Source organism: Streptomyces pinistramenti (assembly GCF_020564935.1).
Classification (GTDB): Bacteria; Actinomycetota; Actinomycetes; order Streptomycetales; family Streptomycetaceae; genus Streptomyces; species Streptomyces pinistramenti.
Genome location: NZ_JAJCXB010000037.1, coordinates 1 through 23,751, shown reverse-complemented (window position 1 = coordinate 23,751; position 23,751 = coordinate 1). Strand labels below are relative to the sequence as shown.

The following is a 23,751-nucleotide window of genomic DNA, read 5'->3' as shown; positions in this document are numbered from 1 at the left end:
GACCATGCGCGCAGTTGTCATCGAGGAACCGAACAAGCTGTCCGTCACCACCGTCGCCGATCCCACACCCGGTCCCGATGACGTCGTCGTGAAGGTCACGGCCTCCGGCCTGTGCGGCACCGATGTGCACATGCTGGCGGGCGAGTTCGGGCCGACCCGCTACCCCGTGATCCCCGGCCACGAGTTCTCCGGCGAGATCGTCGCCGTGGGCACGGCCGTGACCGGCTTCGCCGAGGGTGACCTGGTCGCCGCCGACCCGGCGATCTACTGCGGCTCGTGTCACTTCTGTTCCATAGGCCACGGCAACCTCTGCGAGCAGTGGGGCACCATCGGCATCACGATCGACGGGGCCTGCGCCGAGTACGTCAAGGTGCCGGTCCGCAACCTCTACCGGCTGCCGGCCACCGTGCGTCCCGAGCACGCCCCGCTCATCGAGCCGCTGTCGACCATCGTGCGCGGCTTCGACATCGTCGACCCGAAGCTCGGCGACAACTTCCTGATCTACGGCGCCGGCACCATGGGCCTGCTCTACCTCCAGGTCGCCCAACGGGCCGGTGCCGCCTCGGTGTCGGTCGTCGACATCAACGAGGACCGGCTGGCGGTGGCCCGCAAGCTCGGCGCCGACGCCGTCGCCACCACCGCGGACGCGCTGACCGACGACCACCCGCGCGGCTGGCAGGTCGTCACCGACTGCACCGGCAACATCCGCGCCATCGAGGACGGTCTGACCCGGCCGATCCGCGGCGGCACCTTCCAGCAGTTCGGCTGCGCCCCCGACCAGGAGATGGCGCGGTTCTCGCCGTTCCGCATCTACAACGACGAGATCCGGATCGTCGGCAGCATGGCGATCCTGCACAGCTACGGCCGGGCCGTCGAGCTGCTGGGCAAGGGCGTCATCGACTCCGAGACCATGATCACGCACCGGTTCGGGCTCGACCGGTACGCCGAGGCGCTGGACACCTTCAAGCTGGGCACCGGCCGCAAGCTCCAGATCGTCCCGAACGGCCCGGTGGCATGACACCCGGCCCCTCGGGCAACGCGGCGGACGGCGGCCCGCTCCCGCGCACCATGCGGGCGGCCGTCCAGCGCGGGCCGCGGCAGCTTGCCGTCGAAGAGGTGCCGGTCCCGGTGCCGGGCCCGCGGCAGGTCCTGGTGCGGGTGCTCGCCGTCGGCACCTGCGGCTCCGACGTGCACTTCTACGAGGAGGGCAGGCTCGGCGACTGGAGCGTGGACGGGCCGCTGATCCTGGGTCACGAGCCGAGCGGGGTGATCGTCGCGGCGGGCTCCGGCGTCACCCGCCGGGCGCCAGGCGAGCGGGTGTCGATCGAGCCGGGCACTCCGTGCGGCGGCTGCGAACAGTGCCGGCGGGGGCGCTACAACCTGTGCCTGTCGATGCACTTCTTCGCGATGCCCGGCCAGGCGGACGGCGCGTTCGCCGAATTCGCCCTGGCGCACGAGGACTTCGTCCATCCGGTGCCCGACCGGGTGTCCGACGAGGCGGCCGCGCTGCTCGAACCGCTGTCGGTGGGTGTCTGGGCCTGCCGCAAGGCGCGGGTGGCGCCGGGCGACCGGGTGCTGATCACCGGCGCCGGGCCGATCGGTCTGGTCGCCCTCCAGAGCGCACGGGCCTTCGGCGCCGCCGAGGTCGTCGTGAGCGACGTCAATCCGCACCGGCTCGCGCTGGCGGCCGAGCTGGGCGCGTCTGCGGTGCTGAACGTCGCCGAACGACCCCTGGCCGAGAGCGGGTTCGAGCCCCACGTCCTGCTGGAGTGCTCCGGTTTCGGCCCGGCCGTCGCCGACGCGGTGCGCCAGGTGAGCCGAGCGGGACGGGTGGTGCTGGTCGGCATGGGCGGCGACGAGGTCAGCCTGCCGCTGTCCCGCCTCCAGCAGTACGAACTGGAGATCACCGGCACCTTCCGGTACGCCCACACCTGGCCCACCGCGCTCGGCCTGGTCGCCTCGGGCGAGGTCGATCTGGACCGTCTCGTCACCCACCGGTACGGGCTCGCCGACACGGAACTGGCGCTGACGTCCGGCACGCGGGACGCGACCTCCGTCAAGGCGGTGGTCCTGCCGCAGCAGTGACCGCGCACGAAAGGACAGGCCCTGGGGCGCAGTTCCCCGGGGCCTTTCGCGCGCTCACGGACGGCCGGGGGCCCGCCGGTCCTGGGCCGCAGCTCCGCCATGAGGTCCGAGGTCTATCGACACCGGCACTCCTGAACCCGGTAACTCTCCGCCGATTACCGGGAGATGGTCCGATGTTTCTCGTGCCGGAGGGCTTCCCGTCCGGCTCCGGCGCCTGCACCATGCGGGGTGGCGACCGACTCTCCGACCGACTCACCGAACCGACCGAAGGAGCCTGTGATGGAACGCCGTACCAGACCTTTCCGGCTGCTGGGAGCGCTGGGGCTGCTGGGTTCGCTGCTGCTGTCCTTGGGCGGCCCCGCCGCCGCGGCCCCGCCCCCGTCCCGCCCTGCCACCGGGCCCGGCACCAACCACGCGACCGACGACCCCTTCACCGCCGACCGCACCTCCTGGTGGCGCCAGGACCGCTTCGGCATGTTCATCCACTTCGGCGCCTACTCGAACCTGGAGGGCGAGTACACCCGGCCCGACGGAACGGTCTGCCGGGACGCCGAGTGGATCAAGCGCCAGTGCAAGATCCCCGGCGCGGAGTACGAGAAGCAGGCGGCGACCTTCAACCCGGCGGACTTCGACGCCGAGGCGATCGTCAAGGCGGCCAAGGCCGCGGGCCAGCGCTACATCGTCATCACGTCCAAGCACCACGACGGCTACGCGATGTGGCCGACGAAGCAGAACCGCTGGAACCTGCGTGACCACTCCGCCTTCGACCCGCACCGCGACATCCTCTCCGAGCTGAAGAAGGCCACCGACGCGGCCGGCATCAAGCTCGGCTTCTACTACTCGATCTGGGACTGGCACGACCCCGACTTCGCCGACCCCGCGACCTTCCCGCGGTACAAGAAGCGGATGTACGGCCAGCTCAAGGAGCTGGTGGACCACTACGACCCGGCGCTGCTCTGGTTCGACGGCGAATGGGACGCGGACAACCCCACCAACCGCTGGTCCCGCCGGGACGGCGCCGATCTCCAGGCGTATCTGCACCGGCTGAACCCGCACCTGATCGTCAACAACCGGGTCGGCAAGCGCGGGGTGACCGACGGCGACTTCGGCACGCCGGAACAGGAGATCCCCGCGCAGCCGGTCGACGGGCAGCTCTGGGAGAGCTGCATGACGCTCAACGACCACTGGGGATTCGCGAAGTACGACACCCACTGGAAGTCGCCGGCCACCGTCGTCCGCAATCTCCTGGACGTCGCGAGCCGCGGCGGCAACTACCTGCTGAACGTCGGCCCGGACAGGCGCGGCCGGATCCCGCAGCCGTCCGTCGACCGGCTGCGTACGACGGGAGCGTGGCTGCGCGCGCACGGGCAGGGCGACGCGGTGTACGGCGCCGGGTACACGGGCCTGGTCGCCGAGCCGTCCTGGGGCGCGGTCTCCCGGCGCGGCGACACCCTCTACGCGTCCGTCGCCTCCTGGCCCGCGTCCGGCGCTCCGCTGCACCTGACGGCCGAGGCGCCGTTCACGATCACCGGCGCCGAGGTGCTGGGCAGCGGCCGGCCCGTCGAGGTCACGCCGTCGGGCGACGGCTACGACCTCACCCCGTCGGGCCCGGCTCCGGATCCGCTCGCGAGCGTCATCCGGATCGGCATCACGCCCCCGAAGGCGGCCCCGGCCGGAAACGGGACCGGGCTGACGGTGCAGAGCTGGGCGAACGACTCCTTCACCGGCCCGCCCGCGGTGACCACCGTCGACCCGACGGTCAACAAGTCCTACCGCTTCGACGGGTCGCCCGATCCCAAAATCCCCGCCGCTCACTTCAGCACCCGCTGGACCGGCAGCATCCAGCCGCGCTACGACGAGACGTACACCCTGACCACGGTCTCCGACGACACGGTGCGGGTCTGGATCGACGGCAAGCCGGTGATCGACCACGCGACGCCGCACGAAGCAGCGGTCGACAAGGCCACCGTGAGCCTGAAGGCGGGCCACCGGCACCGCATCCGGATCGACTACACGGAGCGGGGCGGCGAGGCCCACATGAAGCTGCTGTGGTCGAGCCCGAGCCAGTCGCAGCAGATCGTGCCGCAGCGGCAGCTCTACGCGGACTGACCTGCGGCGGGACGGGGCCCGGAACCCGGCCCGATGGCGGAGTTCCGGGCCCCGGTGGGTGCGGCGCGGCCGGCCGGTGCCGGGGTCAGTCGATGCCGCGGAAGATGTGCGACTCGGCCGGGTCCTCGTCGCAACCGGCGAGGCGCACCGGGGCGCCGCGGCCCCAGACCTCAAGGTTGCGGACTTCCTTGATCCGTCCGGGGCGTTCACCCTGCTTCTGGCGGGGCTGCTTGTACTGCGTCTTGTCGAATGCCACCACGCACTCCTTCATTGAAGTATGGGTCCGACGCGGTGGCGCCTGGTTCACAAACCGGGAGGTCAGCCAAGGGTTTGTGGCGTTCCCGCGACGGGCCAATGGTGTTGGCGTCTCCCCGAAAGGTCGTCCGTCGTCCCCCACCCTAACGACGTGGTGGCACACGCGCTCGACTTTTTCCGGCTATCGCCTCAAGCCACTGGAAGGCGGAAATACCACCCTTAGAAACCGCCAGACCTGGTCAAACATGGACAGCGGACTGTCCTCCTGGCCTGTCAGGACCCGGCCGCCATTCGGATGACGGCCGGGTCCGCAGGGCCGTTTCCGCCGGGCCGCGTGACGCCCGCCGGAGCGCGCCTGACCGCAGGCCGGGGCCCCGCGGTGCTACCTCTGGGCGGGTGGACTGGTTCTCCGACTCCGACTACTGGCTCGGCCGGCTGGTTTTCCAGCGGCTGGTGGCCGTCATCTACCTGACCGCGTTCCTCGCCGCGGCACGGCAGTTCCGGGCGCTGATGGGCGAGCGCGGGATGCTGCCGGTGCCGCGGTTCGTGGCCCGGGTGCCGTTCCGTGCCGCGCCCTCGGTCTTCCACTGGCACTACTCCGACCGGTTCTTCGCCGGCTGGTCGTGGTGCGGGGCCCTGCTGGCCGCGGCCGTCGCCGCGGGGGCCGCCGACGCGGTGCCGCTGGGTGCCGCGATGGCGATGTGGGCGGCGCTGTGGGTGATGTACCTGTCCATCGTCAACGTCGGGCAGACCTGGTACGGCTTCGGCTGGGAGTCCCTGCTGCTGGAGACGGGACTGCTGGCCGTCTTCCTGGGCAACGACGACGTCGCTCCCCCGGTGCTGGTGCTGTGGCTGCTGCGCTGGCTGCTCTTCCGGGTGGAGTTCGGCGCCGGGCTGATCAAGATGCGCGGGGACCGCTGCTGGCGCGACCTGACCTGCCTGTACTACCACCACGAGACCCAGCCGATGCCGGGCCCGCTGAGCTGGTTCTTCCACCATCTGCCCAAGCCGCTGCACCGGGTGGAGGTGGCCGCCAATCACGTGGCCCAACTCGCCCTGCCCGTCCTGCTGTTCACCCCGCAGCCGGTGGCGGGCTGGGCCGCGCTGGCGATGGCCGCCACCCAGCTGTGGCTGGTACTTTCCGGCAACTTCGCCTGGCTGAACTGGCTGACGATCGCCCCCGCCCTGGCGGTCGCCGGAGCCCTCCTGCCGGTCCGCCCGCCCTCGGTACCGGCCCCGTCCCCCCTGTGGTTCGACATCCTGGTCTGCGCGCTGACCGCGCTCGTCCTGGCCCTCAGCTACCGCCCGGCACGCAACCTCCTGACCCGCGGCCAGCTGATGAACACGTCGTACGAGTCGCTGCACCTGGTCAACTCCTACGGCGCCTTCGGCAGCATCACCCGGATCAGACGGGAGATCGTCATCGAGGGGACGTCGGCTGCCACCGACGGGCCCGGCACGGTCTGGCGGGCATACGAGTTCCACGGCAAGCCGGGCGAAGTGCGGCGGCTGCCCCGCCAGTTCGCGCCATACCATCTGCGTCTCGACTGGCTGATGTGGTTCGCCGCGCTGTCCCCCGCCTACGCCGGCGCCTGGTTCGGGCCGTTCGTGGAGCGGCTGCTGGAGAACGACCGGGACACGCTGCGGCTGCTGCGCGGCAATCCGTTCCCCGACGCACCGCCGGCCCGGGTGCGGGCCCGGCTGTTCGAGTACCGCTTCACCAGCCGGCGGGAGCTGCGGGAGTCAGGGGCGTGGTGGCATCGCAGTGAGGTGCGGACGTTTCTGCCGCCCACCGCTCTGTCGTCTCGGCACGGAAGGCGATGACGGCTTCCTTGGCATGCCGCAGCCCGATGCGGCTCACCTCGCGTTCCACGTCGGCGAGTTCGGCGAGGGTTTCGGCGTGGTCGCGGCCCAGGCGGGAGCGGGACTTGGTGAGTCCGAGCCGGGCGAGTGCGGCGCCGCGCGGCTCGCGCATCTCGGTGAACTCGCGCAGCGCCCCGGCGTAGACGTCGCGGGCGGACTCGTAGCGTCCGGCGCGGTAGAGGACGTTGCCGCGCATCTTGTGGTTGTAGGCGAGCGCGCTCGCCAGGTCAAGGGAGCGGCAGATGTCCTCCGCTTCGGAGAGCAGTTCCAGTGCCCCGTCCGTCTCGCCCTGCACGGACAGGACGTCGGCTATCCCGCGCAGCGACCAGGCGTGCCCGCGGGCGTCGTCGGCATCGGCGGCTATCCGTGCGGACTCCTCGAAGAGTTCCAGCGCCTTGGCGAGGTCTCCGGTGTTGCGGTGCATCTGCGCGATGCCGGACATCGCCCAGACCATGTGCCGGGCCTCGCCGTGCGCCCTGCCCTGTGCCAGCAGCTGCTCGTGGAGTTCGGCGACGGCAGCGTAGTCGCCCTGGATACGGCCGGTTTCGGCGAGGCCGGCGAGCGAGTAGCCGTGGGCCAGCCGGTCGCCCGCCACGTCGGCCAGCGTCACGGCGTGGGTGAGCAGCCTGCGGGCCAGCGGCAGCGATCCGCACTGTCGGGCGAGGGTGCCGCCGCTCCACAATGCCCAGGCCATGGCGCCACGGTCGCCCGCCTCGCGGCCGCTGCGGTAGCTCTCCCGCCAGGCCGCGCCGGCCTCCGCCACCCGCCCGAGCCGCCGGTTGGCCTCGCCGACGGCGAGCGCGGCACGCGCCCGCTCCAGCGCGTCGCCGGCCTCGCGGTGCGCGCGGCTCGCGGTGGCCAGCACCTCCTCGTACGAGGAGTTCACGCACAGCGACGAGCCGATCTGACCCTGGTACTCCGGGGCGAATGCCTTGCCGTACATTTTCTCGTTTCCTCTCGACCGTATCTGCGAGTCGATCAAGAAACTACGAGGGGGAAGGGGTCCGGCGAATCCATCGGCGTATGTGTTGTCGTGTACGACTTCAGTGCTACGTGCGGGGTGCCCGGTCATCACCGGGACGTACGGGCATCTCAGGGGCGCGCCGGCCGGACCGCGGCCGCGCGCCCCTGACGCCCGTCGGCCGACGTCTCCGCAGGTCCGTCAAGTTTCGGACCCCGGACGGAAGTTGACCGTCACGCCTCCCTCACTCATTGCACAGCACGCACTTCAAGTTGCGCCTCTTGCCGTAGCGCGCCGTACGGGCCACCCTGGCTGCGCGCCTCCGCGATCACCACGAAGGGCCGCCCCGGCGCACCGTAGGGCACGGCCCGCGGACCGCGAAACCCGTCGAACGCCGAGGTGTGGCATGAACGCAGCACGGAAAGGGCCGGAGATCGGCCGCCGGCACGTCATCGGGGCCGTCGCAGGTCTGGCCGCCGCCGCAGGCGCCGCCCTCGGCCTCCCGGATGCCGCTCCCGCGCAGGCCCGGCCGCGCCCCGGCCGCGCGCCGCGCGCCCAACGGCCGTTGTTCCTGGGCACGTACACCTCCGTCGCGGGCGGCGGCACCGGCGTCGGCACGGGCACCTACGACGCGACGAGCGGCCGGATCACCGCGACCGGCGTGGTGACCGGGGTCACCGACCCCTCGTACCTCGCGCTCGCCCCGGACGGCCGTACCCTCTACGCGGTCGACGAGCAGCAGGACGGCGCGGTGACCGCCATCGCACTGCCGCCGGGCGGCCGGCCCGAGGTGCTGGGCAGCCGCTCCACGGGCGGGGCCGGGCCCTGCCATCTGTCGGTGCATCCCGGCGGACGCTGGCTGTTCAGCGCGAACTACCTCTCGGGAAGTGTGGCGGTGCATCCGATCGACCCGGCGGCGGGCGGCGCGCTGGGCGAGCGGACGGATCTGGTCGCCCACACCAGCCCGCCGCCGGGACCGGGCCAGGACGGGCCGCACGCCCACCAGACCATCACGGGACCGGACGGCGGCCACGTCCTCGCCGTCGACCTGGGCACCGACACCGTCTACAGCTACCGGCTGGACGAGAGCGCCGGGACGCTGAGCCAGGTGTCGTACGCGGCGCTGCGGCCGGGCGCGGGGCCGCGGCATCTGACGTTCCATCCGTCGGGACGGTTCGCGTATCTGGCGAACGAGGTCGACAACACCGTCGTGGTCTGCGGTTACGACCCCGGCAGCGGGCGGCTGACTCCGGGCGAGCCGCAGCCCACCGGGACCGGGCCCGGCACCAGCTATCCGGCGCAGCTGCTGGTCACCGCGGACGGCGGCTTCGCCTTCCTCGCCAACCGCGGGCACAACAGCCTGACGCGGTACGCGGTGGAGGCCGGCGGCGCGCGCTTGCGGCTGCTGGACACGGTGCCGGTGGGCGGTGACTTCCCGCGGCAGATCGCGTTCTCGCCGGACGAGCGGCTGCTGTTCGCCGCCAACCAGAAGTCGGGGACGGTGACGGTGTTCTCGGTCGACGCGAAGAGCGGGGCGCTGGCGCCGCTCGGCGAGCCGTTCGCGGCCCCGGTCGCGGTGTGCGCGCTGCCGTTGTGATGCCGGTGAGCTGAATCCCGGCGCGTTCGGGAACGTGAAACACCGCCGCAACAGTGCGGCAGGATTGGCGGGTTAGCCTCGCCACCCATGAGTACGGGAACAGCACGCGACGAGGAAGCGCCGCCCGCCGCACAGGACGGGCCGCCGGCCGGGCTGCAACAGGGCCTCAAACGCCGCCACATGCAGTTGATCGCGCTCGGCGGGGTGATCGGGGCGGGCCTGTTCGTCGGCAGCGGCGTCGTCGTGCACGCGACGGGTCCTGCCGCCGTGCTGTCCTTCCTCGCCGCCGGCGTGCTGACCGTACTGATCATGCGGATGCTGGCGGAGATGACCGTCGCGCGGCCCGCGCAGGGCTCGTTCTACGCGCATGTGCGCGAGACGCTCGGGCTGCGGGCGGGCTTCACGGTCGGCTGGCTGTACTGGTACTTCTTCGTGATCGTGGTGGCCGTGGAGGCGGTCGCCGGCGGCCGGATCATCCAACTGTGGCTGCCCGGCGCGCCGTTGTGGGCGGTCAGCCTGGTGCTGATGGCGCTGCTGACCGCGACGAACATGGTCTCGGCGCGGGCGTACGGCGAGTTCGAGTACTGGTTCTCGTCGATCAAGGTCGTGGCGATCGTCGTGTTCCTCTTCCTGGGCGCGCTCTACGTCCTGGGCCTGTGGCCGCACGCGGCGGGCGGGCTGGCGCTGCTGACCTCGCACGGCGGGTTCGCCCCCGAGGGGGTCGGCGCGGTGCTCGCCGCGGTCGTCCCCTGCATCGGCTTCTTCACGGGTGCCGAGATCGTCACCATCGCCGCGGCCGAGTCCGTCGAGCCGGAGCGGGCGGTGGCCGAGGCGATCCGCTCGATCGTGCTGCGGGTGGTGGCGTTCTACGTGCTGTCGATCTTCCTGGTGGTCGCGGTGGTGCCGTGGACGTCGAAGGCGATCGAGGTCAGCCCGTACGCCGCGGTACTCGACCGGCTGGCGGTGCCGGCCGCCGGTACGGTGATGAACGCACTGGTGCTGGTCGCCGTGCTGTCCTGCCTGAACTCCGCGCTCTACACCTCGTCGCGGATGCTGTTCGCGCTCACCGGCAACGGCGACGCGCCGCGCGCCTTCACCGCGGTGAGCCGCAGCGGGGTGCCGCGCCGGGCGCTGCTCGCCGGGACCTCGGTCGGCTATCTGTCGGTGATCGCGGCCTGGATCTCGCCCGACGTCGTCTTCTCGTTCCTGATCAACTCCTACGGTGCCATCGCCCTGTTCGTCTATCTGGCGATTGCCCTCGCGCAGGTGCGGATGCGGCGGCGGCTGGAACGGGAGGATCCGGCGCGGCTGACGCTGAAGATGTGGCTGTTCCCGTGGCTGAGCTGGGTGACCATCGCGGCGATGACGGCGGTGATCGCCGCGATGGCGGTGCTGCCCGACAGCCGTTCGCAGTTCTGGCTGAGCCTGCTGACGGTGGCCGTGGTGCTGGCGGGCTACGAGGTGCGGCGGCGGCGCGCTCCGGTGGCGGCACCGGAGGAGCCGGAGGCCGTGGGTGCCGCGGCCGGGGCCACGTACTGACGCAGCAGTTCCCGCAGTTCGGCCTCGAACGCGTCGTAGCGCCGCCGCAGTTCCGCGCCTGGCCAGCCGTCGGGCAGCAGCGGTGGTGGCAGCAGCGGGTCGGCGAGGAGATGACGCAGCGCGGCGGCGGCGACGGTGAAGCGCTCGGCGGGCCCGGCCGCCCGGTCCAGCGCGGCGGCCAGGGCATCGGCGCGGGCCGCCCAGCCGTCGAGGTCCCACAGCCGGGCGGCGAGCGCCGCCGGGTCCTCGTCCGGGGTGCCGGTGAGCCAGGTGCACTGGTCCGCGGCGGCGCGCGGGCGCGGTCTGTCGAGGTTGGCGGGGCGCAGCCAGCTGCCCTCGCGGAGTTCGGCGAGCCGCAGCCAGGACATGGCCTGGCGCAGCGCGGTGCGGTCGGCCGCCGGGCGGCGCTCCGCGGTGACGACGGCGATCTCCCAGCCGCCGTCCCAGCGCAGCGTGCGCGGGGTGCGGCTCTCGTCCTGCCGGGTCTGGCGCTCCAGCAGCCGGGCGGTCAGGCCGTAGCCGCCGTCGCCGTGCCGCAGGTCGCCCGCCGCCACCATCCGGGAGAGCGCGACGCGGACCGTTCCCTCGGCGATGCCGAAGAGCTCGCCGACCCTGACCAGGGCGCGGGCCGGCAGGTGTGGCGGGTGGTGCCCGAGCAGCGTGCTGAGCACGATCGAGCGTGCCGTGAGCGGCCGCACGGCGACCCGCGCGGCGTCGTCGTGGCCCATGAACCCACCCTCCTTACATCTATCCCTCACCCGTCCGAAAACTGTAACATCGGTCCCATGACCGTCACCCATGAAGTTGTGAACCAGGCACCGCAGCTGACCGGGTTCAGCACCGCGGACGAGCCGGCCCTGCGCGAAGCGCTCCACCGGGAGGGCGCCGGCTGGGGCGAGCGCGAGATCGCCGAACTGGGCGCGCTGGCCGGCTCGCAGGCCGTCCAGGACCAGGCCCGCTGGGCGGAGGAGCAGCCGCCGCGGCTGCACACCCACGACCGGTACGGGCACCGCATCGACGAGGTCGAGTTCCATCCGGCCTGGCATCAGCTGATGACGGTGGCGGTGGAACACGGCCTGCACGCCGCGCCGTGGGCCGACGACCGCCCCGGCGCCCATCTGGTGCGCGCCGCGAAGTTCTACGTCTGGTCGCAGGCCGAGCCGGGGCACGGCTGCCCGGTCTCGATGACGTACGCGGCGGTGCCGGCGCTGCGGGCCGCGCCGGAACTCGCCGCGCAGTACGAACCGCTGCTCACCGCCCGCTCCTACGACTTCGGACTGCGGGCGCCGCTGACCAAGTCGGGCCTGATCGCCGGCATGTCGATGACGGAGAAGCAGGGCGGCTCCGACGTACGCACCAACACCACCCGCGCGGTGCCGGCCGCCGACGGGACGTACCGGATCACCGGCCACAAGTGGTTCACCTCCGCGCCGATGAGCGACGTCTTCCTGACGCTGGCGCAGACCGAGGAGGGGCTGAGCTGCTTCCTGCTGCCGCGGGTGCTGCCGGACGGCACCCGTAACGGCCTGCGGCTGATGCGTCTCAAGGACAAGCTGGGCAACCGCTCCAACGCCTCGTCCGAGATCGAGTACGACGAGGCGGTGGCCTGGCCGGTGGGCGAGCCGGGGCGCGGGGTGCGGACCATCGTCGAGATGGTCAACATGACGCGGCTCGACTGCGTGCTCGGCTCGGCCGCCGGGATGCGGGCCGGGCTGCGGCAGGCGCTGCACCACACCGCTCACCGGCGCGCGTTCGGGCGGGAGTTGGACCAGCAGCCGCTGATGCGCTCCGTGCTCGCCGATCTCGCCGTCGAGTCGGAGGCGGCGACGGTGCTCGGCATGCGGCTGGCGGCCGCGGTGGACAGGTCGCAGGCCGGGGACGCGGGCGAGGCGGCGCTGCGCCGGCTGGCGCTCGCGGCCGGCAAGTACTGGGTGTGCAAGCGGGGCAGCACACATGCGGCGGAGGCCCTGGAGTGCCTGGGCGGCAACGGCTACGTCGAGGAATCCGGCATGCCGCGGCTCTACCGCGAGGCGCCGCTGATGTCGATCTGGGAGGGCTCGGGGAACGTCGCGGCACTGGATGTCCTGCGGGCCCTGGGCAGGGAACCGGCCGCGCTGGACGCGTTCTTCGCCGAGGTGGACGCCGCGGCGGGCGCCGACCGGCGGCTGGACGCCGCGGTGGCCGGGGTTCGGTCGATGCTGCCCGCGGCGGCGGACCCGGAGCGGGCACAGCTGATGGCGCGCACCCTCGCCGAGAGGATGGCGCTGGTCCTCCAGGGCTCACTGCTCGTGCGGCACAGCCACCCCGCGGTCGCCGACGCGTTCTGCGCCGCACGCCTCGGCGGCGAGTGGGGCAACGCCTTCGGCACCCTGCCGCCCGGCGCCGACCTGACGTCGATCCTGGAACGCGCCCGCGACGAGGCCCCGGACGCGGACGGCGTCCGGGAGACCGGGCGGGACGCCGCCTGACCTTCCAGCACATATCGCCGAAGTGACCGGCCGAATAAGGCTGTCAGCCGGTCACCGCCCCTCCCATCACCCCGGTCGAGGATCGCCCAGCGGGTGGTCGCAGAAGCTCTGCGGCCGCCCGCTGTCGCATGTCACGGCCGCGCCGCCCGGTCGGCGCAGCTCCGTCGCCGCGGGCTGCCGGCGGCCGGCACCCCCATTCTTGAACGCGTTCAACTCTCAGCGTAGGGTCGTCCGCGGAACGCCGCACAGGCCGCGGACGCGGCCATGCACGTCACGGAAACGAGGGGGATAGCAGTGACCGTATTGGTCCCACTCATCGTCATGCTCGGGATGCTGGTGGTGATCCCGCTCGGGCTTTCACTGCTCGACGCGCCGGGGCCCGCCTTCGTCCGAAGATGCTGGCAGCCGGCCGCTGCCGTGGGGGCGGTGGCGCTGTGGCTGCCCCGCGGCCCGGCCGCCGTCGGCTGTGCCGCGGTCTACGCCCTGGCCACCCTGGCGCTCGCCGCGCAGGCGCCGCTGCGGCTCGCCAGGACCCGCTCGCTCGCCGCGTCGGAGATCGCGGTGCTGACGGCGCTGGCCACACCCGCCGTCGCGGGGGTCGCGCTGGTCGCCGAGCGCTCGGGGCACCGGCTGTTCGGCTTCGACCTGGACATCCTGGCGCTGACCGTGCCGCACTTCCACTTCGCGGGATTCGCGGCCGCGCTGATCGCGGGCCTGGTGTGCCGGGCAGGAACGGGCCGGGCGGGCCGGATCGCGGCGCTGAGCGTCCCGGTCGGCACCCTGCTGGTGCTCGCCGGGTATTTCGTCGACGACTGGGCGGAGCTGGCCGGGGCGCTGGTGCTGACCTGCGGGATGTGGCTGGTCGGGCTGCTGACCTGGCGCGATGTCGGCGCCGCCGGTCAGGACAGGAGGACCCGCGCGCTGCTGATGACCTCGGCCGCCGTCCTCGTCGCGACCATGCTGCTGGCACTGAGCTGGGCGCTCGGCGAGGCGACCGGGCTACCGCACCCCACACCGGCCTGGATGGCGGCCACCCACGGGCTGGGCAACGCCCTCGGCTTCGCCCTCTGCGCACTGCTCGCCCGGCGCCGCCTGCGCCCGCTCCCCCACGGCGGCCGCACCCCCGCCACCACGACCACCACGACTCTCAAGGAGCGCACGCCATGAGCGATTTCAGCTACCCCGAGGTGGGCGCCACCCTGCGCTCGCCGCTGCCGGCCGGCTACAGCCACCTGCACGTCGAGGTGCCGATCGGGCACGGGCGCGCGGTGTTCGCGGCGGCGGGCGAGGCGGTCACCACGTTCCGGATGCACCGGGCGTCGGGGGTCGGGATCCGGGCGGATGCCGGGCGGGCGGCGCCCGGGGTGGAGGTCGAGGTCTCGCTCGGCGTCGGGCCGCTGCGGCTGCCGGCACCGTGCCGGGTGGTGTGGCGGGCCGACGAGGAGGACCGCATCGGCTTCGGCTACGGCACCCGGACCGGCCATCCCGAATGCGGCGAGGAGGGGTTCGTCGTCACCATCCGGGCCGACGGCTCCGTGTGGTTCACCGTCACCGCGTTCAGCCGCCCGGCCACGCTCCTCACCCGGCTCGCCGGCCCGCTGGTCCCCGTGGCGCAGCGCGCCTACGCCCGGCGCTGCGGGCGGACGCTGCGGCGCCTGGCGAACGAACGGCGGTCCGGCTCGCGCTGAACCCGGGCGGCGGACCGGGCACCCTCGGTGTGGGGCATACGTCCACCCCGCCTTCATCGGTTCTTCACCACCGGCCCCGTTGCCCGTGAGAGAAACCTCGCATGTGCGACGACGAACTGATCCCGCCGCAGGCGGACATGACCGAGGAGCAGTGGCTGCGGACCGCTTCGGAGACCGCTGCGGCCGGGACGCCGCCGATGCCCACGACCGGCCGCGCGGTCCCGTTCGTCAACCGGCGGACGCTGCTGGGCGGGGCGATGGCCGGCGCCGCGCTGACCGTCCTGCCGACGGCGGGCCGGGCGTCCGCGTCCCCGGCAGCGCGCGGGGCGGCATCCGGCGCCTTTCCGTTCCCTCAACAGCCCCATCAAGAGGGCGAGTTCGCCGTTCTGGTGACGGGTGACGCGGGCACCGGCAGCGAGGCGCAGTACGCGGTGGCCGCCGCCGCCCGGGACGTCTGCCGGGCCGAACGGGTGGGTCTGGCCGTCGGGCTCGGGGACAACATCTACGAGAACGGGCCGGAATCCGACCACGACTCCGGGTTCCAGGACAAGTTCGAGAGGCCCAACACCGGCATCGACGTGCCGTGGCTGATGGTGCTGGGCAATCACGACTGCTCGGGGCTGATACCCGGCAGCGGCGGCGACCCGTCCCGCGGCGACCGCGAGGTGGCGTACGCGGCGGCGTCCCGGCGCTGGTACATGCCGCAGCGGTACTACAGCGTGCCGGTGCCGGCCGCGCAGCCCCTGGTGGAGTTCTTCGCGATCGACACCATCCCGTGGTCCTCGTACGTCACCCAGGTCGACCCGCACTACCGGTGGGACGGCCCGTACATGCGCGAGCAGCGGCGCTGGCTGGACGGCGCGCTCGGCGCCTCGCGGGCCCGCTGGAAGATCGTGCTGAGCCACCATCCGTACCTCAACAACGGCAAGCACGGCAGCGCCGGCGCCTACGACGGCTTCGTGATCGGGAACTACACCAGCGGGGTGCACCTGAAGGCGATGTACGAGGAGGTGGTCTGCGGCCGCGCCGACCTGATCCTGTCCGGGCACGACCACACGCTCCAGATCCTGGAGCCGACGGCACGCACCGGCGGCACCCGGCAGGTGGTGTGCGGCGCGTCGGCCAAGACGGAGGACGGCAAGGCGCACTTCGGACACCCGTCGGCCTGGCAGAACTTCGCCGACCACGGCTTCATGGTGCTGAAGGTCTCCGGAGCGGCGCTGACCCTCGACGCGTACACCGTCGACGTCGCCACCCGGAAGGCCACCCTGGCGCACCGCACCCGCACCGCGGCGCCGGTCACGGCGGGAGCACGGGCGGGCGCGCCCGCGTAAGAGCCTGGGGTCCGGAGGGATGCCGCGGACCGCTTGCGGTGTCCGCCTACCGCAGCCAGGCCGGTTCCAGCGATCGTGCCGCGTCGCGGTGCGCGCGCACGATCTCGAAGAACCCCTCCGGGTCGCGCTCGAAGAGATCGGACAGCTCGGCGTACAGCACATACGCCTCGGCCGTCATTTCGTACGGGCAGTCGTCCGCCGCGCACCGCCAGCAGTCCGCGGGGGCGCTGACCAGGGAGCCCTCGCACTGAGGGCAGGGAGACACCCCGGAGGGGGCATGCTGTTTCCGCAGCTGTAGCACTGATACCAGCCTCCGGCTCCTTGGGTCATCTGGTTGCCGCACTTATTGCACGTCATCAGTCCTCCTGGAGCGAGAAATTGTGCCACTCTCCGGCCAACCCGGCAGGAGGCAACGGCGGGCCGGGCCCGCTTGGTTCGGGCGTTCTCCTCAGCCCGTGTAGCGCGCGAAGGTCCGGCTGAACTGCCAGGGCTGCTGGTTCACTCCGGAGCAGGTGTCGTCGTCGGGGTAGGCGCCGGGGCAGGGGCGGTCGCGGTTGACGGACCAGAAGGCGAGGCGGGCGAGGTGGTGTTCCCGGGCGTAGCGGAGGATCGACTCGAAATCGCTGGTGGTGACCTTCTCGTTCAGGTCGGTGATGCCGTTCATGGAGGACAGTCCGCTGTGCCGGTACGCCTCGGCGTCGTCGTAGCCGTAGGCGGCCTTGACCCGGTGCATCAGGCCGTCGGTGGCCTTCTCGGTCAGCTCGGCCATGCTGTGGCCCGCGCCGTCGAAGTCGAACGGCATGATCGTCCAGCCGTCGATCTCCAGGCCGGAGTCCGCGGCCCGGCCGATCATGCTGCCGTCGGGGCCGTCCTGTTCGCTGGGGAAGGTGACGTAGACGTTCAGGCCGGCGTTGTCGGCCCTGACCTTCTTGAGCGCGTCGACGGTCTTCTGCTGGACGGCCGGGTCGTCGTAGGTGTCGCCCTCGATGTCGACGTCGATGGCCTTGAGCCGGTAGGTGTCGATGACCTTCTGGTACGCGCCGGCCAGCGCGTCCGCGTCGGCGCAGGTCTCCTCCAGCTTCCTCCCGCTCGCACCGCCGAACGAGGGCAGCACGTCGCCGCCCCTGGCGCGGACGGCGTCCACCGTCTTCCGGTCGGCACCGCCCGTGAGCGGACGGCTGCCGTCCCACTGCGGGTCGCAGCCGCCGGCGTCGAGGACGAAGGCGAGGGTGAACCAGCCGGTGCCGGTGGCGTCCATGACCTCGGCGGGGTCGGGCGGGTCGCCCCAGCCGTTGTAGAGGTACGGCGCGACGGCCTGCGGCGCGGTTCCGGCGCGGCGGCCCAGGGTGACGGTGGCCCGGATGCCGCCCGCGATGGCGGTGATCCGGGTGGCGTCGGCGGGGGCCCGGTTGCTGCCCGGGGCGGGGATGGCCTGGGCTCCGGTGGTGATGCACAGCGCCAGGCAGGCGCCCAGGGCGCCGACGAGCCGCCGGGGGTGTCGGATGCGCATGGCGTTCAGCTCCGCTCTCGGTCACAGGCAGGGGGGACGGGGTGGTGGGGCGCGATCGGGGTGCTGCCGGACGGGGCGCCGCTCCAGGTGAAGGTGGCCGATGCGCCGGCCGCAGGTCGTAGGAGGCGTGCCGGCCGCCCCGGTCGATGTCCGCCTTCCGAGTGCTGCCGGTGTCGTTGTAGGCGATCAGCGCCTTGGATCCATCGGGATTCTTCCAGGCGACGTGGGGGACCGCGGAGTTGGCCGCGGAGCGGATGCGCCGGGCGCCCGGTTTCACGAACTTGGTGAGGTGGCCCATCGTGCAGTACTCGACGGTGTGGTCGACGGTGCCGTGCGCGCGGTCGCCGTCGTGCACGGTGATCAGGCCGGTGCAGGTGCCGCAACCGCCGTGGTGCGGGCCGCCGCTACCGTCCACGGCCGGTGACCATTCGACCCAGCCGCGGCCCCAGTTGCGGCTGTGGTCGATGAGGTCGTGCCTGTCCTCCCGCTGCTGGTCGGCGATCCACCGCCCGCCGGAGTGCTCGGTGTCGAAGGCGGCGAGGTGCGGGGAGCGGTGGTGCACCCGGCTCTGCTCGGTGACGTCACCGCGGTAGCCGTGCCTGGCCGTCCCGCCGAAGTTCGGGTGCCTGCGTACGGCCGGGTCGTCGAGGGCGGTGGCGGCGAAGTCGCGGTAGGTGTCCCCGTTCCGGTCCAGGGCGAGGACTTTGGCGGGCAGGCGGGCACGGCGGAGCGCGGGCAGCAGGTCGTTCCTGGTGAAGTGGGTGAGCCCGGAGCCGTTCCACCGCATGGACGGGTGGCCGGGGCAGCAGGTGGGTTCGTTCTGGACGGGGACTGAGATGGCCTTCACCACCGTGAACGGCGGAGCACCGGCCAGGACCAGAAGCAGATCTGGACCCGTTCGGGGGCGACGAAGCCCGCGGCCGGGGCGACCGGTACGAGGGCGGCCGCCGCCCCGGCCACGACGGTCAGCGCGCGGCGGAGTCTTCGGGAGGTGAGGGAGGGGTGCCTTCCTGTGGCGGAACAGCGCGGGCGGGACACCTGGTACTTCCCGGCGGCGGGCCGCTGCCGCACGCCCCCGGGAAACCGCCCCGACCCCGGTGCCCCCGCGGCCGTCCGCCCGGCCCGCCGGGGCGCCACCGTCGCCCGTCCCGCGTCGCGTCCCCGGCCCGGCCGCAGCGGGAATGCGGCCGCTGGGCCCCCGGCCTAGGGTGAGCGCATGCCCGCGTTCCGGTGGATATCGGCCCCGGTCCGGCCCGTGGCCGCGGCCACGGAGACCTCGGTGGCGATGGCAGCCGGGCGGAGGCGTACCCCGCGATGACGAGCCAGGACGGCCCGCCGGACGCCTACGCCCCCCGCCGCGACCACGATCCGCGCCGCGTCCCGGAGAGCCTGCCGGGGGTTTCGCACCATGAACACATCGGGCTGCGGCGGCGGCTGGCGCTCAACCGGATGGGCACCTTCGACTGGGACCTCGGCCGCGGCCGCCTGCACCTGGATCCTGGCGCGCTGGAGGTCTTCGATCTGCGCGCCGACGAGTGGGACGGCGCGCCGCGCTCGCTCGGCGCCCGGGTGCCGCCGGAGGAAGGCTCCCGGCTGGACGGCGCGGTCTCGCAGGCACTCCAGGACGGCTCGTCGTCGTACGGCGCGTACTTCCGCGTGCAGTGCCGGGACGGGACGTTGCGCTGGACGCATTCCCAGGGCCGGATCCTGCACGACGCGGACGGCGTGCCGTACCGGGTCATCGGCATCGTGCGGGAGGCGTCCGGCGAGCTGGCGGACTCGGCGCTGCTGCGCTCGTTGCAGGAGGAGCGGCAGCGGCAGACCGTGATGGTGCAGCGCACCACCGCGGCGCTGGCCCGCGCCCTGTCGGTCGCCGATGTGACGCGGGTGCTCACCGGCCCCGGCGGCGCCCAGCGGTTCGGGGCCGACGCGTTGATCCTGGGGCTTGTCGAGGGAGAGCGGTTCGAGGTCATCGCGGCGGCCGGTCTGGAGGGCGAGATCCCGGACGACATGCTGCGGTCGCGGGTGGACGGCACGCTGCCGCTGTCGGACACCGTGCTGTCCCGGCGGCCCAGTTTCCTGCGCACGCGCGGCGAGTTGACCGACCGGTTTCCGCGGCTGCGTCCCTACAGCGATGTGCTGCCGACGGGCAGCGCGTCCTTTCTTCCGCTGGTGGCGCAGGACACCGTGATCGGGGCGCTGGGCCTGTTCAACAGCGAGCCGTCGGCGCAGTCGGCCGAGTCCCGCAACCTCGCGCTCGCGCTGGCCGGAGTCGTCGCGCAGTCGTTGCAGCGGGCGACCCTCTTCGATCAGGAGCGGGAGTTCGCGACGGGCCTGCAGGCCACGATGCTGCCGCGCCGGCTGCCGGAGATCACCGGGGGCGAGGTCACCGTGCGCTATCACCCGGCGAGCGTGGGCCGGGACATCGGCGGCGACTGGTACGACGTGATCGCGCTGCCGCAGGGCAGGACCGGGCTTGTGGTGGGTGACGTGGAGGGCCATGACACCCATGCGGCCGCCGTGATGGGCCAGTTGCGGATCGCGCTGCGCGCCTATGCGAGCGAGGGCCACGCGCCGGAGACGGTCCTGGTGCGGGCCTCGCGGTTCCTCGCCGAGCTGGAGACCGAACGGTTCGCGACCTGCACCTACATTCAGGCGGACCTGGAGTCCGGTTCGCTGCACGTGGCACGGGCGGGCCATCTCGGGCCGCTGATCTGCGACAGCGCGCGGCACATCGACTGGCCGGAGGTCCACGGCGGGCTGCCGCTCGGGGTGGCCAGCGCGTTCGGCCACGACCACTTTCCCGAGACCCAGCTGTTCCTGGAGCCGGGATCGACGCTGCTGCTGTGCACGGACGGCCTTGTGGAGCAGCCGGGGCGGGACATCACGGACGGCATCGACGCCCTGTCCGCCGCGGTCCGGGCCGGTCCCGCGGAGTTGGAGGCGCTCGCCGACCGGCTGGCCGGCCTGCTGTGGGACGCGCCGGGTTCGGAGGACGACCTGGCGCTGTTGCTGTTGCACCGGCTGCCGTACCCGGGGGCGGCCACCACACCGCGGCTGCGGCTGCACGTCCACCAGGCCGACCCGTCGGGCGCCGCGGAGGTCCGTGCGGCGCTGCGGCGCACCGTCGACCAGTGGCGGGCGGGCGCGGTGATGCACGACATCGAGGTGGCGGCGAGCGAGCTGATCGCCAATGCGCTGACGCACACCGAGAGCGGCGCGCTGGTGAGCATGGAGCTGGTGCCGGGAAGTCCCCGGCACATCCGGCTGGAGGTCGAGGACCGCTCCAGCCAGTGGCCCCGCAGGCGCAGTCCCGGCGAGACCGCGACGTCCGGCCGGGGCCTGCTGCTGGTCGAGGCGCTTTCGGAACGCTGGGGCGCCGAGCCGCGGGGTTCGGGCAAGGCCCTGTGGTGCGAGTTCGTGGTGCCGGACGCAGGGGAACCGGCGCAGGAGGGGTGAGCCCCGTCCAGGCACCCGGCCCCTGCTCCCTCCCGCGCCGGAGCCGATCGCCGTACGGTGATGGCCGGCGACGGGTCCTCAGCCGCGCCGGCCGAGCGCCTTGGCGCGGGTGTGGGCCCAGCCGGTCAGCAGGACGCCGATGACGGTGCCGGCCGCGTAGCCGGACAGGGTGGCGGCGAAGCCACCGTGCAGGCCGCCGAGGAACCCGGCGTTGTCGTGGTCGATGAGCAGCCGGATGGTGGCCTGCCCGAAGGTCACCACCGCCGCGGCTCCGATGATCTGCCACACGTCGTATTTCATGAGACGTCTCCCCCTGACGGCTACCGGATTCCCGTCGCCCGGCCGCGGCGTTCCTGCGGTCCGCGCCGGCTCTCCCCGGACCGTGGAGGCACCCTGGCGACGTTACGAACGTACCATTCACGATGCGCGAGAAATGGACCTCAAAGAAGATTCCGTCACGCAAATTCCGGGCCTATAGTGCAGAACGTGCGTGACGAAAAGAAGGACGGGGAGAAGAACGGGAGCAGGGGCGGGAAGGCGTGGGCCTGCCGGGAGTGCAGAGCCCCTCTGGCCGCTGCCGAGCGCGGCCGGCCCGCCCGCTACTGCTCGCGGAGCTGCCAGGCCAGGGCCTACCGCCGACGCAAGCAGTCGCCGCCCGACCCCCCGGAGACGCCCGCGGCACCGGGGCCGCCCGGGACGCACGCCCGCGCGCGCAAGCGCCGCGAGATCGCCGAGGCGGTGTGGCGCATCGCGGCGGGGCGGGGACTGGACGCGGCGAGCATGCGGGAGATCGCCGCCGAGGCAGGGGTGTCGCTGCGCACCGTGCAGTACCACTTCGAAGGCAAGCATCAACTCCTGCTCGCCGCCCTGACGTTGCTCCACGAGGACAACGAACGCGCCGCCCGCGCCCGCATCCGCTTCGACCCGGACGCGCCGCGGGCGCTGCTGCGGGCGGTGCTGGAGGAGTTCCTCCCGATGGACGCCCAGCGGCGCACCTCGCTGCGGGTGCTCGCCGCGTACTACTCCCGCAGCCTGACCGACCCGGCGCTGGCCGCGGTCTTCCTCAGCGCCGAGCATCCGCTGGAGGACCTGGTCGCCGGCATCATCGGACAGGCCCAGGCCGACGGGCGGTGCGCGCCGGGCCTCGACCCGCGGCACGAGGCCGACCTGCTGGTCTCCGGCGCCATCGGTCTCGGCGGGGACGTCCTGCACGCCCGCCGCCCGCTGGCCGGGGTCCTGCGCACCCTCGACTACCACCTGGACAAGATCTTCACCGTCCCGGAAGAACCCGGCGGAATGCCCTAGCCGTACCAGAGGGTGGTGATGTTGCAGAACTCGCGGATGCCGTGGTCTGACAGCTCCCTGCCGTAGCCGGAGCGCTTGGCGCCGCCGAACGGCAGGCCCGGGTGCGATGCGGTCATGCCGTTGAAGAAGACGCCGCCCGCCTGGAGGTCCCTGGCCAGCCGCTCCTGTTCGGCTGCGTCCCGGGTCCAGGCGTTGGAACTCAGGCCGAACGGCGTGTCGTTGGCGACCTGCACCGCTTCGTCGAGGTCCGCCACCCGGTAGAGGGTGGCCACCGGGCCGAAGGCTTCCTCGTGGTGGATGCGCATGTCCGGTGTGATGCCGTCCAGCACCGTCGGTTCGTAGAACCAGCCCGCCGTCCGGTGTTCAGGGCGGCGGCCGCCGCAGCGGGCCCGCGCGCCGCGGTGCACCGCGTCGTCGACCAGTTCCTCCAGGTCGGAGCGGCCCTGTTCGCTGGAGAGCGGGCCGACGTCGGTGTCCTCGTCCATCGGGTCGCCGACGGTCAGCGCGGCCATCGCCTCGGTGAAACGCCCGGCGAAGGTGTCGTAGATGTCGGTGTGCACGATGAAGCGCTTCGCGGCGATGCAGGACTGCCCGTTGTTCTGGACCCTGGCGGTCACCGCGGTGCGTACGGCGGCGTCGAGATCGGCCGACGGCAGCACCACGAACGGGTCGCTGCCGCCCAGTTCGAGGACGGTCTTCTTGATCTCGTCGCCCGCCACGGAGGCGACCGCGCGGCCCGCGGGTTCGCTGCCGGTCAGGGTGGCGGCGGCGATCCGGGGATCGCGCAGGATGTCCTCGACGGCTCCCGACCCGATGAGCAGGGTCTGGAAGCAGCCCTCGGGGAAGCCCGCCCGGCGGAACAGGTCCTCCAGGTAGAGCGCGGTCTGCGGGACGTTCGACGCGTGTTTGAGCAGGCCGGTGTTGCCTGCCATGAGCGTGGGGGCGGCGAAGCGTACGACCTGCCAGAGCGGGAAGTTCCACGGCATCACGGCGAGCACGACGCCCAGCGGCCGGTAGCGCACCACGGCCCGCCGGGCTCCGGAGTCGCGGACGTCGGCCGGGTCGGGGTGCTCGTCGGCGAGCAGTTCCTCGGCGTGGTCGGCGTACCAGCGCATCGTCTTGGCGCATTTGGCGGCCTCCGCGCGCGCCGCGGCCAGGGGCTTGCCCATCTCGGTGGTCATGGTGCGTGCGATGGCGTCCCGGTCGGCGTCCAGCAGGTCGGCGGCTTCGTGCAGCAGCCGGGCGCGGGTGGCGTACGACGTGGTGCGGTGGCTCTGGAAGGCCCGGTCCGCGAGGACCAGGCGGTCTTCGATCTCGCCCGGGTTGAGGGCGTCGAAGGTCTTGAGGGTCTCGCCGGTGGCCGGGTTGACCGTGGCGATGGCCATGAACAGCACCTCCTCGGTGGGGTGGCGGGGCGGCCGGTGGCACGGAGTGCCCAGCGTCCGTCCGCGCCGGGTGTGCGGCCCCCGGTCAGGAGAGCGGCGACGGGGCCGGTGACGGTTCCGGGACCGGGTCGGGGCCCGGCGGACGCGGTATCGGCGAGGGCGGCACGGGGTCCGGGGGGCCGGGCGGGGCGGG

At 72.8% G+C, this 23,751-nt stretch carries 21 protein-coding genes and 2 pseudogenes; 13 read left to right on the top strand and 10 right to left on the bottom strand.

The window, feature by feature from the left end; all coding sequences use genetic code 11:
* Positions 1–4 precede the first annotated feature (4 nt).
* The 3 genes from LIU39_RS23090 (at position 5) to LIU39_RS23080 (ending at position 4,194) form a co-directional block, all read left to right on the top strand.
* Positions 5–1,018 (top strand): zinc-dependent alcohol dehydrogenase family protein, encoded by a 1,014-nt coding sequence (locus tag LIU39_RS23090; RefSeq protein ID WP_227048765.1) that lies wholly within the window; start codon positions 5–7, stop codon positions 1,016–1,018.
* On the top strand, positions 1,015–2,085 hold the full coding sequence (locus LIU39_RS23085) for an NAD(P)-dependent alcohol dehydrogenase (protein WP_227048764.1): 1,071 nt from the start codon (positions 1,015–1,017) through the stop codon (positions 2,083–2,085). The genes LIU39_RS23090 and LIU39_RS23085 overlap by 4 nt, the downstream gene beginning before the upstream one ends.
* Before the next feature lie 279 nt (positions 2,086–2,364).
* Positions 2,365–4,194, top strand: a complete 1,830-nt coding sequence (locus LIU39_RS23080) for an alpha-L-fucosidase (protein ID WP_227048763.1) — start codon at positions 2,365–2,367, stop codon at positions 4,192–4,194.
* A gap of 85 nt (positions 4,195–4,279) precedes the next feature.
* Here LIU39_RS23080 and LIU39_RS23075 read toward each other — a convergent pair whose 3' ends face one another.
* On the bottom strand, positions 4,280–4,450 hold the full coding sequence (locus LIU39_RS23075) for a hypothetical protein (RefSeq protein ID WP_227048762.1): 171 nt from the start codon (positions 4,448–4,450) through the stop codon (positions 4,280–4,282).
* Between the two features lie 395 nt (positions 4,451–4,845).
* Between LIU39_RS23075 and LIU39_RS23070 the strand changes: the two genes are divergently transcribed.
* Complete coding sequence (locus LIU39_RS23070) at positions 4,846–6,273, top strand: lipase maturation factor family protein (protein ID WP_227048761.1); 1,428 nt, start codon at positions 4,846–4,848, stop codon at positions 6,271–6,273.
* Here the strand turns inward: LIU39_RS23070 and LIU39_RS23065 are convergent.
* Positions 6,167–7,255, bottom strand: a complete 1,089-nt coding sequence (locus tag LIU39_RS23065) for a tetratricopeptide repeat protein (protein ID WP_227048760.1) — start codon at positions 7,253–7,255, stop codon at positions 6,167–6,169. The genes LIU39_RS23070 and LIU39_RS23065 overlap by 107 nt on opposite strands.
* A 424-nt stretch (positions 7,256–7,679) precedes the next feature.
* On the opposite strand from LIU39_RS23065, the gene LIU39_RS23060 reads away from it, so the two are divergent.
* Entirely contained in the window at positions 7,680–8,870 is a 1,191-nt protein-coding gene (locus LIU39_RS23060; RefSeq protein ID WP_227048759.1) for a lactonase family protein, read from the top strand.
* A gap of 87 nt (positions 8,871–8,957) precedes the next feature.
* Positions 8,958–10,409, top strand: a complete 1,452-nt coding sequence (locus LIU39_RS23055) for an amino acid permease (protein ID WP_227048758.1) — start codon at positions 8,958–8,960, stop codon at positions 10,407–10,409.
* Here LIU39_RS23055 and LIU39_RS23050 read toward each other — a convergent pair.
* Positions 10,325–11,137 (bottom strand): PaaX family transcriptional regulator C-terminal domain-containing protein, encoded by an 813-nt coding sequence (locus tag LIU39_RS23050; protein ID WP_227048757.1) that lies wholly within the window; start codon positions 11,135–11,137, stop codon positions 10,325–10,327. The genes LIU39_RS23055 and LIU39_RS23050 overlap by 85 nt on opposite strands.
* Positions 11,138–11,194: 57 nt before the next feature.
* Here LIU39_RS23050 and LIU39_RS23045 point away from each other — a divergent pair, with 57 nt between their 5' ends.
* From LIU39_RS23045 to LIU39_RS23030, 4 genes are all read left to right on the top strand, one after another.
* Positions 11,195–12,877 carry an acyl-CoA dehydrogenase family protein gene (locus tag LIU39_RS23045; protein WP_227048756.1) on the top strand — a complete coding sequence of 561 codons (1,683 nt, stop codon included), beginning with the start codon at positions 11,195–11,197 and terminating at the stop codon, positions 12,875–12,877.
* A gap of 294 nt (positions 12,878–13,171) precedes the next feature.
* The gene (locus tag LIU39_RS23040; protein WP_227048755.1) at positions 13,172–14,044 is read left to right on the top strand and encodes a YndJ family protein; all 873 of its coding nucleotides are present in this window, start codon (positions 13,172–13,174) and stop codon (positions 14,042–14,044) included.
* Positions 14,041–14,565 (top strand): DUF1990 domain-containing protein, encoded by a 525-nt coding sequence (locus tag LIU39_RS23035; protein ID WP_227048754.1) that lies wholly within the window; start codon positions 14,041–14,043, stop codon positions 14,563–14,565. Before LIU39_RS23040 ends, LIU39_RS23035 begins: the two co-directional genes overlap by 4 nt.
* 101 nt (positions 14,566–14,666) lie before the next feature.
* Entirely contained in the window at positions 14,667–15,899 is a 1,233-nt protein-coding gene (locus LIU39_RS23030; RefSeq protein WP_227048753.1) for a metallophosphoesterase, read from the top strand.
* 46 nt (positions 15,900–15,945) lie between these two features.
* Here the strand turns inward: LIU39_RS23030 and LIU39_RS23025 are convergent, their stop codons facing one another.
* The 3 genes and pseudogenes from LIU39_RS23025 to LIU39_RS35680 form a co-directional block, all read right to left on the bottom strand.
* Positions 15,946–16,164, bottom strand: coding sequence for a single stranded DNA-binding domain-containing protein (locus LIU39_RS23025; RefSeq protein ID WP_227048752.1), 219 nt, complete (start codon positions 16,162–16,164; stop codon positions 15,946–15,948).
* 183 nt (positions 16,165–16,347) lie between these two features.
* Positions 16,348–17,409 carry a chitinase gene (locus LIU39_RS23020; protein WP_227048751.1) on the bottom strand — a complete coding sequence of 354 codons (1,062 nt, stop codon included), beginning with the start codon at positions 17,407–17,409 and terminating at the stop codon, positions 16,348–16,350.
* A 160-nt stretch (positions 17,410–17,569) separates the two neighbouring features.
* A pseudogene (locus LIU39_RS35680) lies at positions 17,570–17,707 on the bottom strand (glycoside hydrolase family 30 beta sandwich domain-containing protein); the annotation flags it as partial.
* Between LIU39_RS35680 and LIU39_RS35675 the strand changes: the two are divergent.
* Positions 17,699–17,833: a hypothetical protein gene (locus LIU39_RS35675; RefSeq protein WP_372464019.1), complete on the top strand. Its 135-nt coding sequence runs from the start codon at positions 17,699–17,701 to the stop codon at positions 17,831–17,833. The pseudogene LIU39_RS35680 and the gene LIU39_RS35675 overlap by 9 nt on opposite strands.
* 27 nt (positions 17,834–17,860) lie before the next feature.
* On the opposite strand, the pseudogene LIU39_RS35670 reads toward LIU39_RS35675, so the two are convergent.
* Both LIU39_RS35670 and LIU39_RS23010 read right to left on the bottom strand, forming a co-directional pair.
* A pseudogene (locus LIU39_RS35670) lies at positions 17,861–18,196 on the bottom strand (glucosylceramidase); the annotation flags it as partial.
* A gap of 56 nt (positions 18,197–18,252) precedes the next feature.
* Positions 18,253–18,480, bottom strand: a complete 228-nt coding sequence (locus tag LIU39_RS23010; protein ID WP_227048750.1) for a hypothetical protein — start codon at positions 18,478–18,480, stop codon at positions 18,253–18,255.
* A 243-nt stretch (positions 18,481–18,723) separates the two neighbouring features.
* Here LIU39_RS23010 and LIU39_RS23005 point away from each other — a divergent pair, with 243 nt between their 5' ends.
* Positions 18,724–20,868 carry a SpoIIE family protein phosphatase gene (locus LIU39_RS23005; RefSeq protein WP_227048749.1) on the top strand — a complete coding sequence of 715 codons (2,145 nt, stop codon included), beginning with the start codon at positions 18,724–18,726 and terminating at the stop codon, positions 20,866–20,868.
* Positions 20,869–20,946: 78 nt separating this feature from the next.
* Here LIU39_RS23005 and LIU39_RS23000 read toward each other — a convergent pair whose 3' ends face one another.
* Positions 20,947–21,168 (bottom strand): hypothetical protein, encoded by a 222-nt coding sequence (locus tag LIU39_RS23000; RefSeq protein WP_227048748.1) that lies wholly within the window; start codon positions 21,166–21,168, stop codon positions 20,947–20,949.
* Between the two features lie 186 nt (positions 21,169–21,354).
* On the opposite strand from LIU39_RS23000, the gene LIU39_RS22995 reads away from it, so the two are divergent.
* On the top strand, positions 21,355–22,173 hold the full coding sequence (locus LIU39_RS22995; RefSeq protein ID WP_227048747.1) for a TetR/AcrR family transcriptional regulator: 819 nt from the start codon (positions 21,355–21,357) through the stop codon (positions 22,171–22,173).
* On the opposite strand, the gene LIU39_RS22990 is transcribed toward LIU39_RS22995, so the two are convergent.
* Positions 22,170–23,558, bottom strand: a complete 1,389-nt coding sequence (locus LIU39_RS22990; protein WP_227048746.1) for an NADP-dependent succinic semialdehyde dehydrogenase — start codon at positions 23,556–23,558, stop codon at positions 22,170–22,172. The two genes, LIU39_RS22995 and LIU39_RS22990, sit on opposite strands and share 4 nt — an antisense overlap.
* Positions 23,559–23,751: the final 193 nt, after the last annotated feature.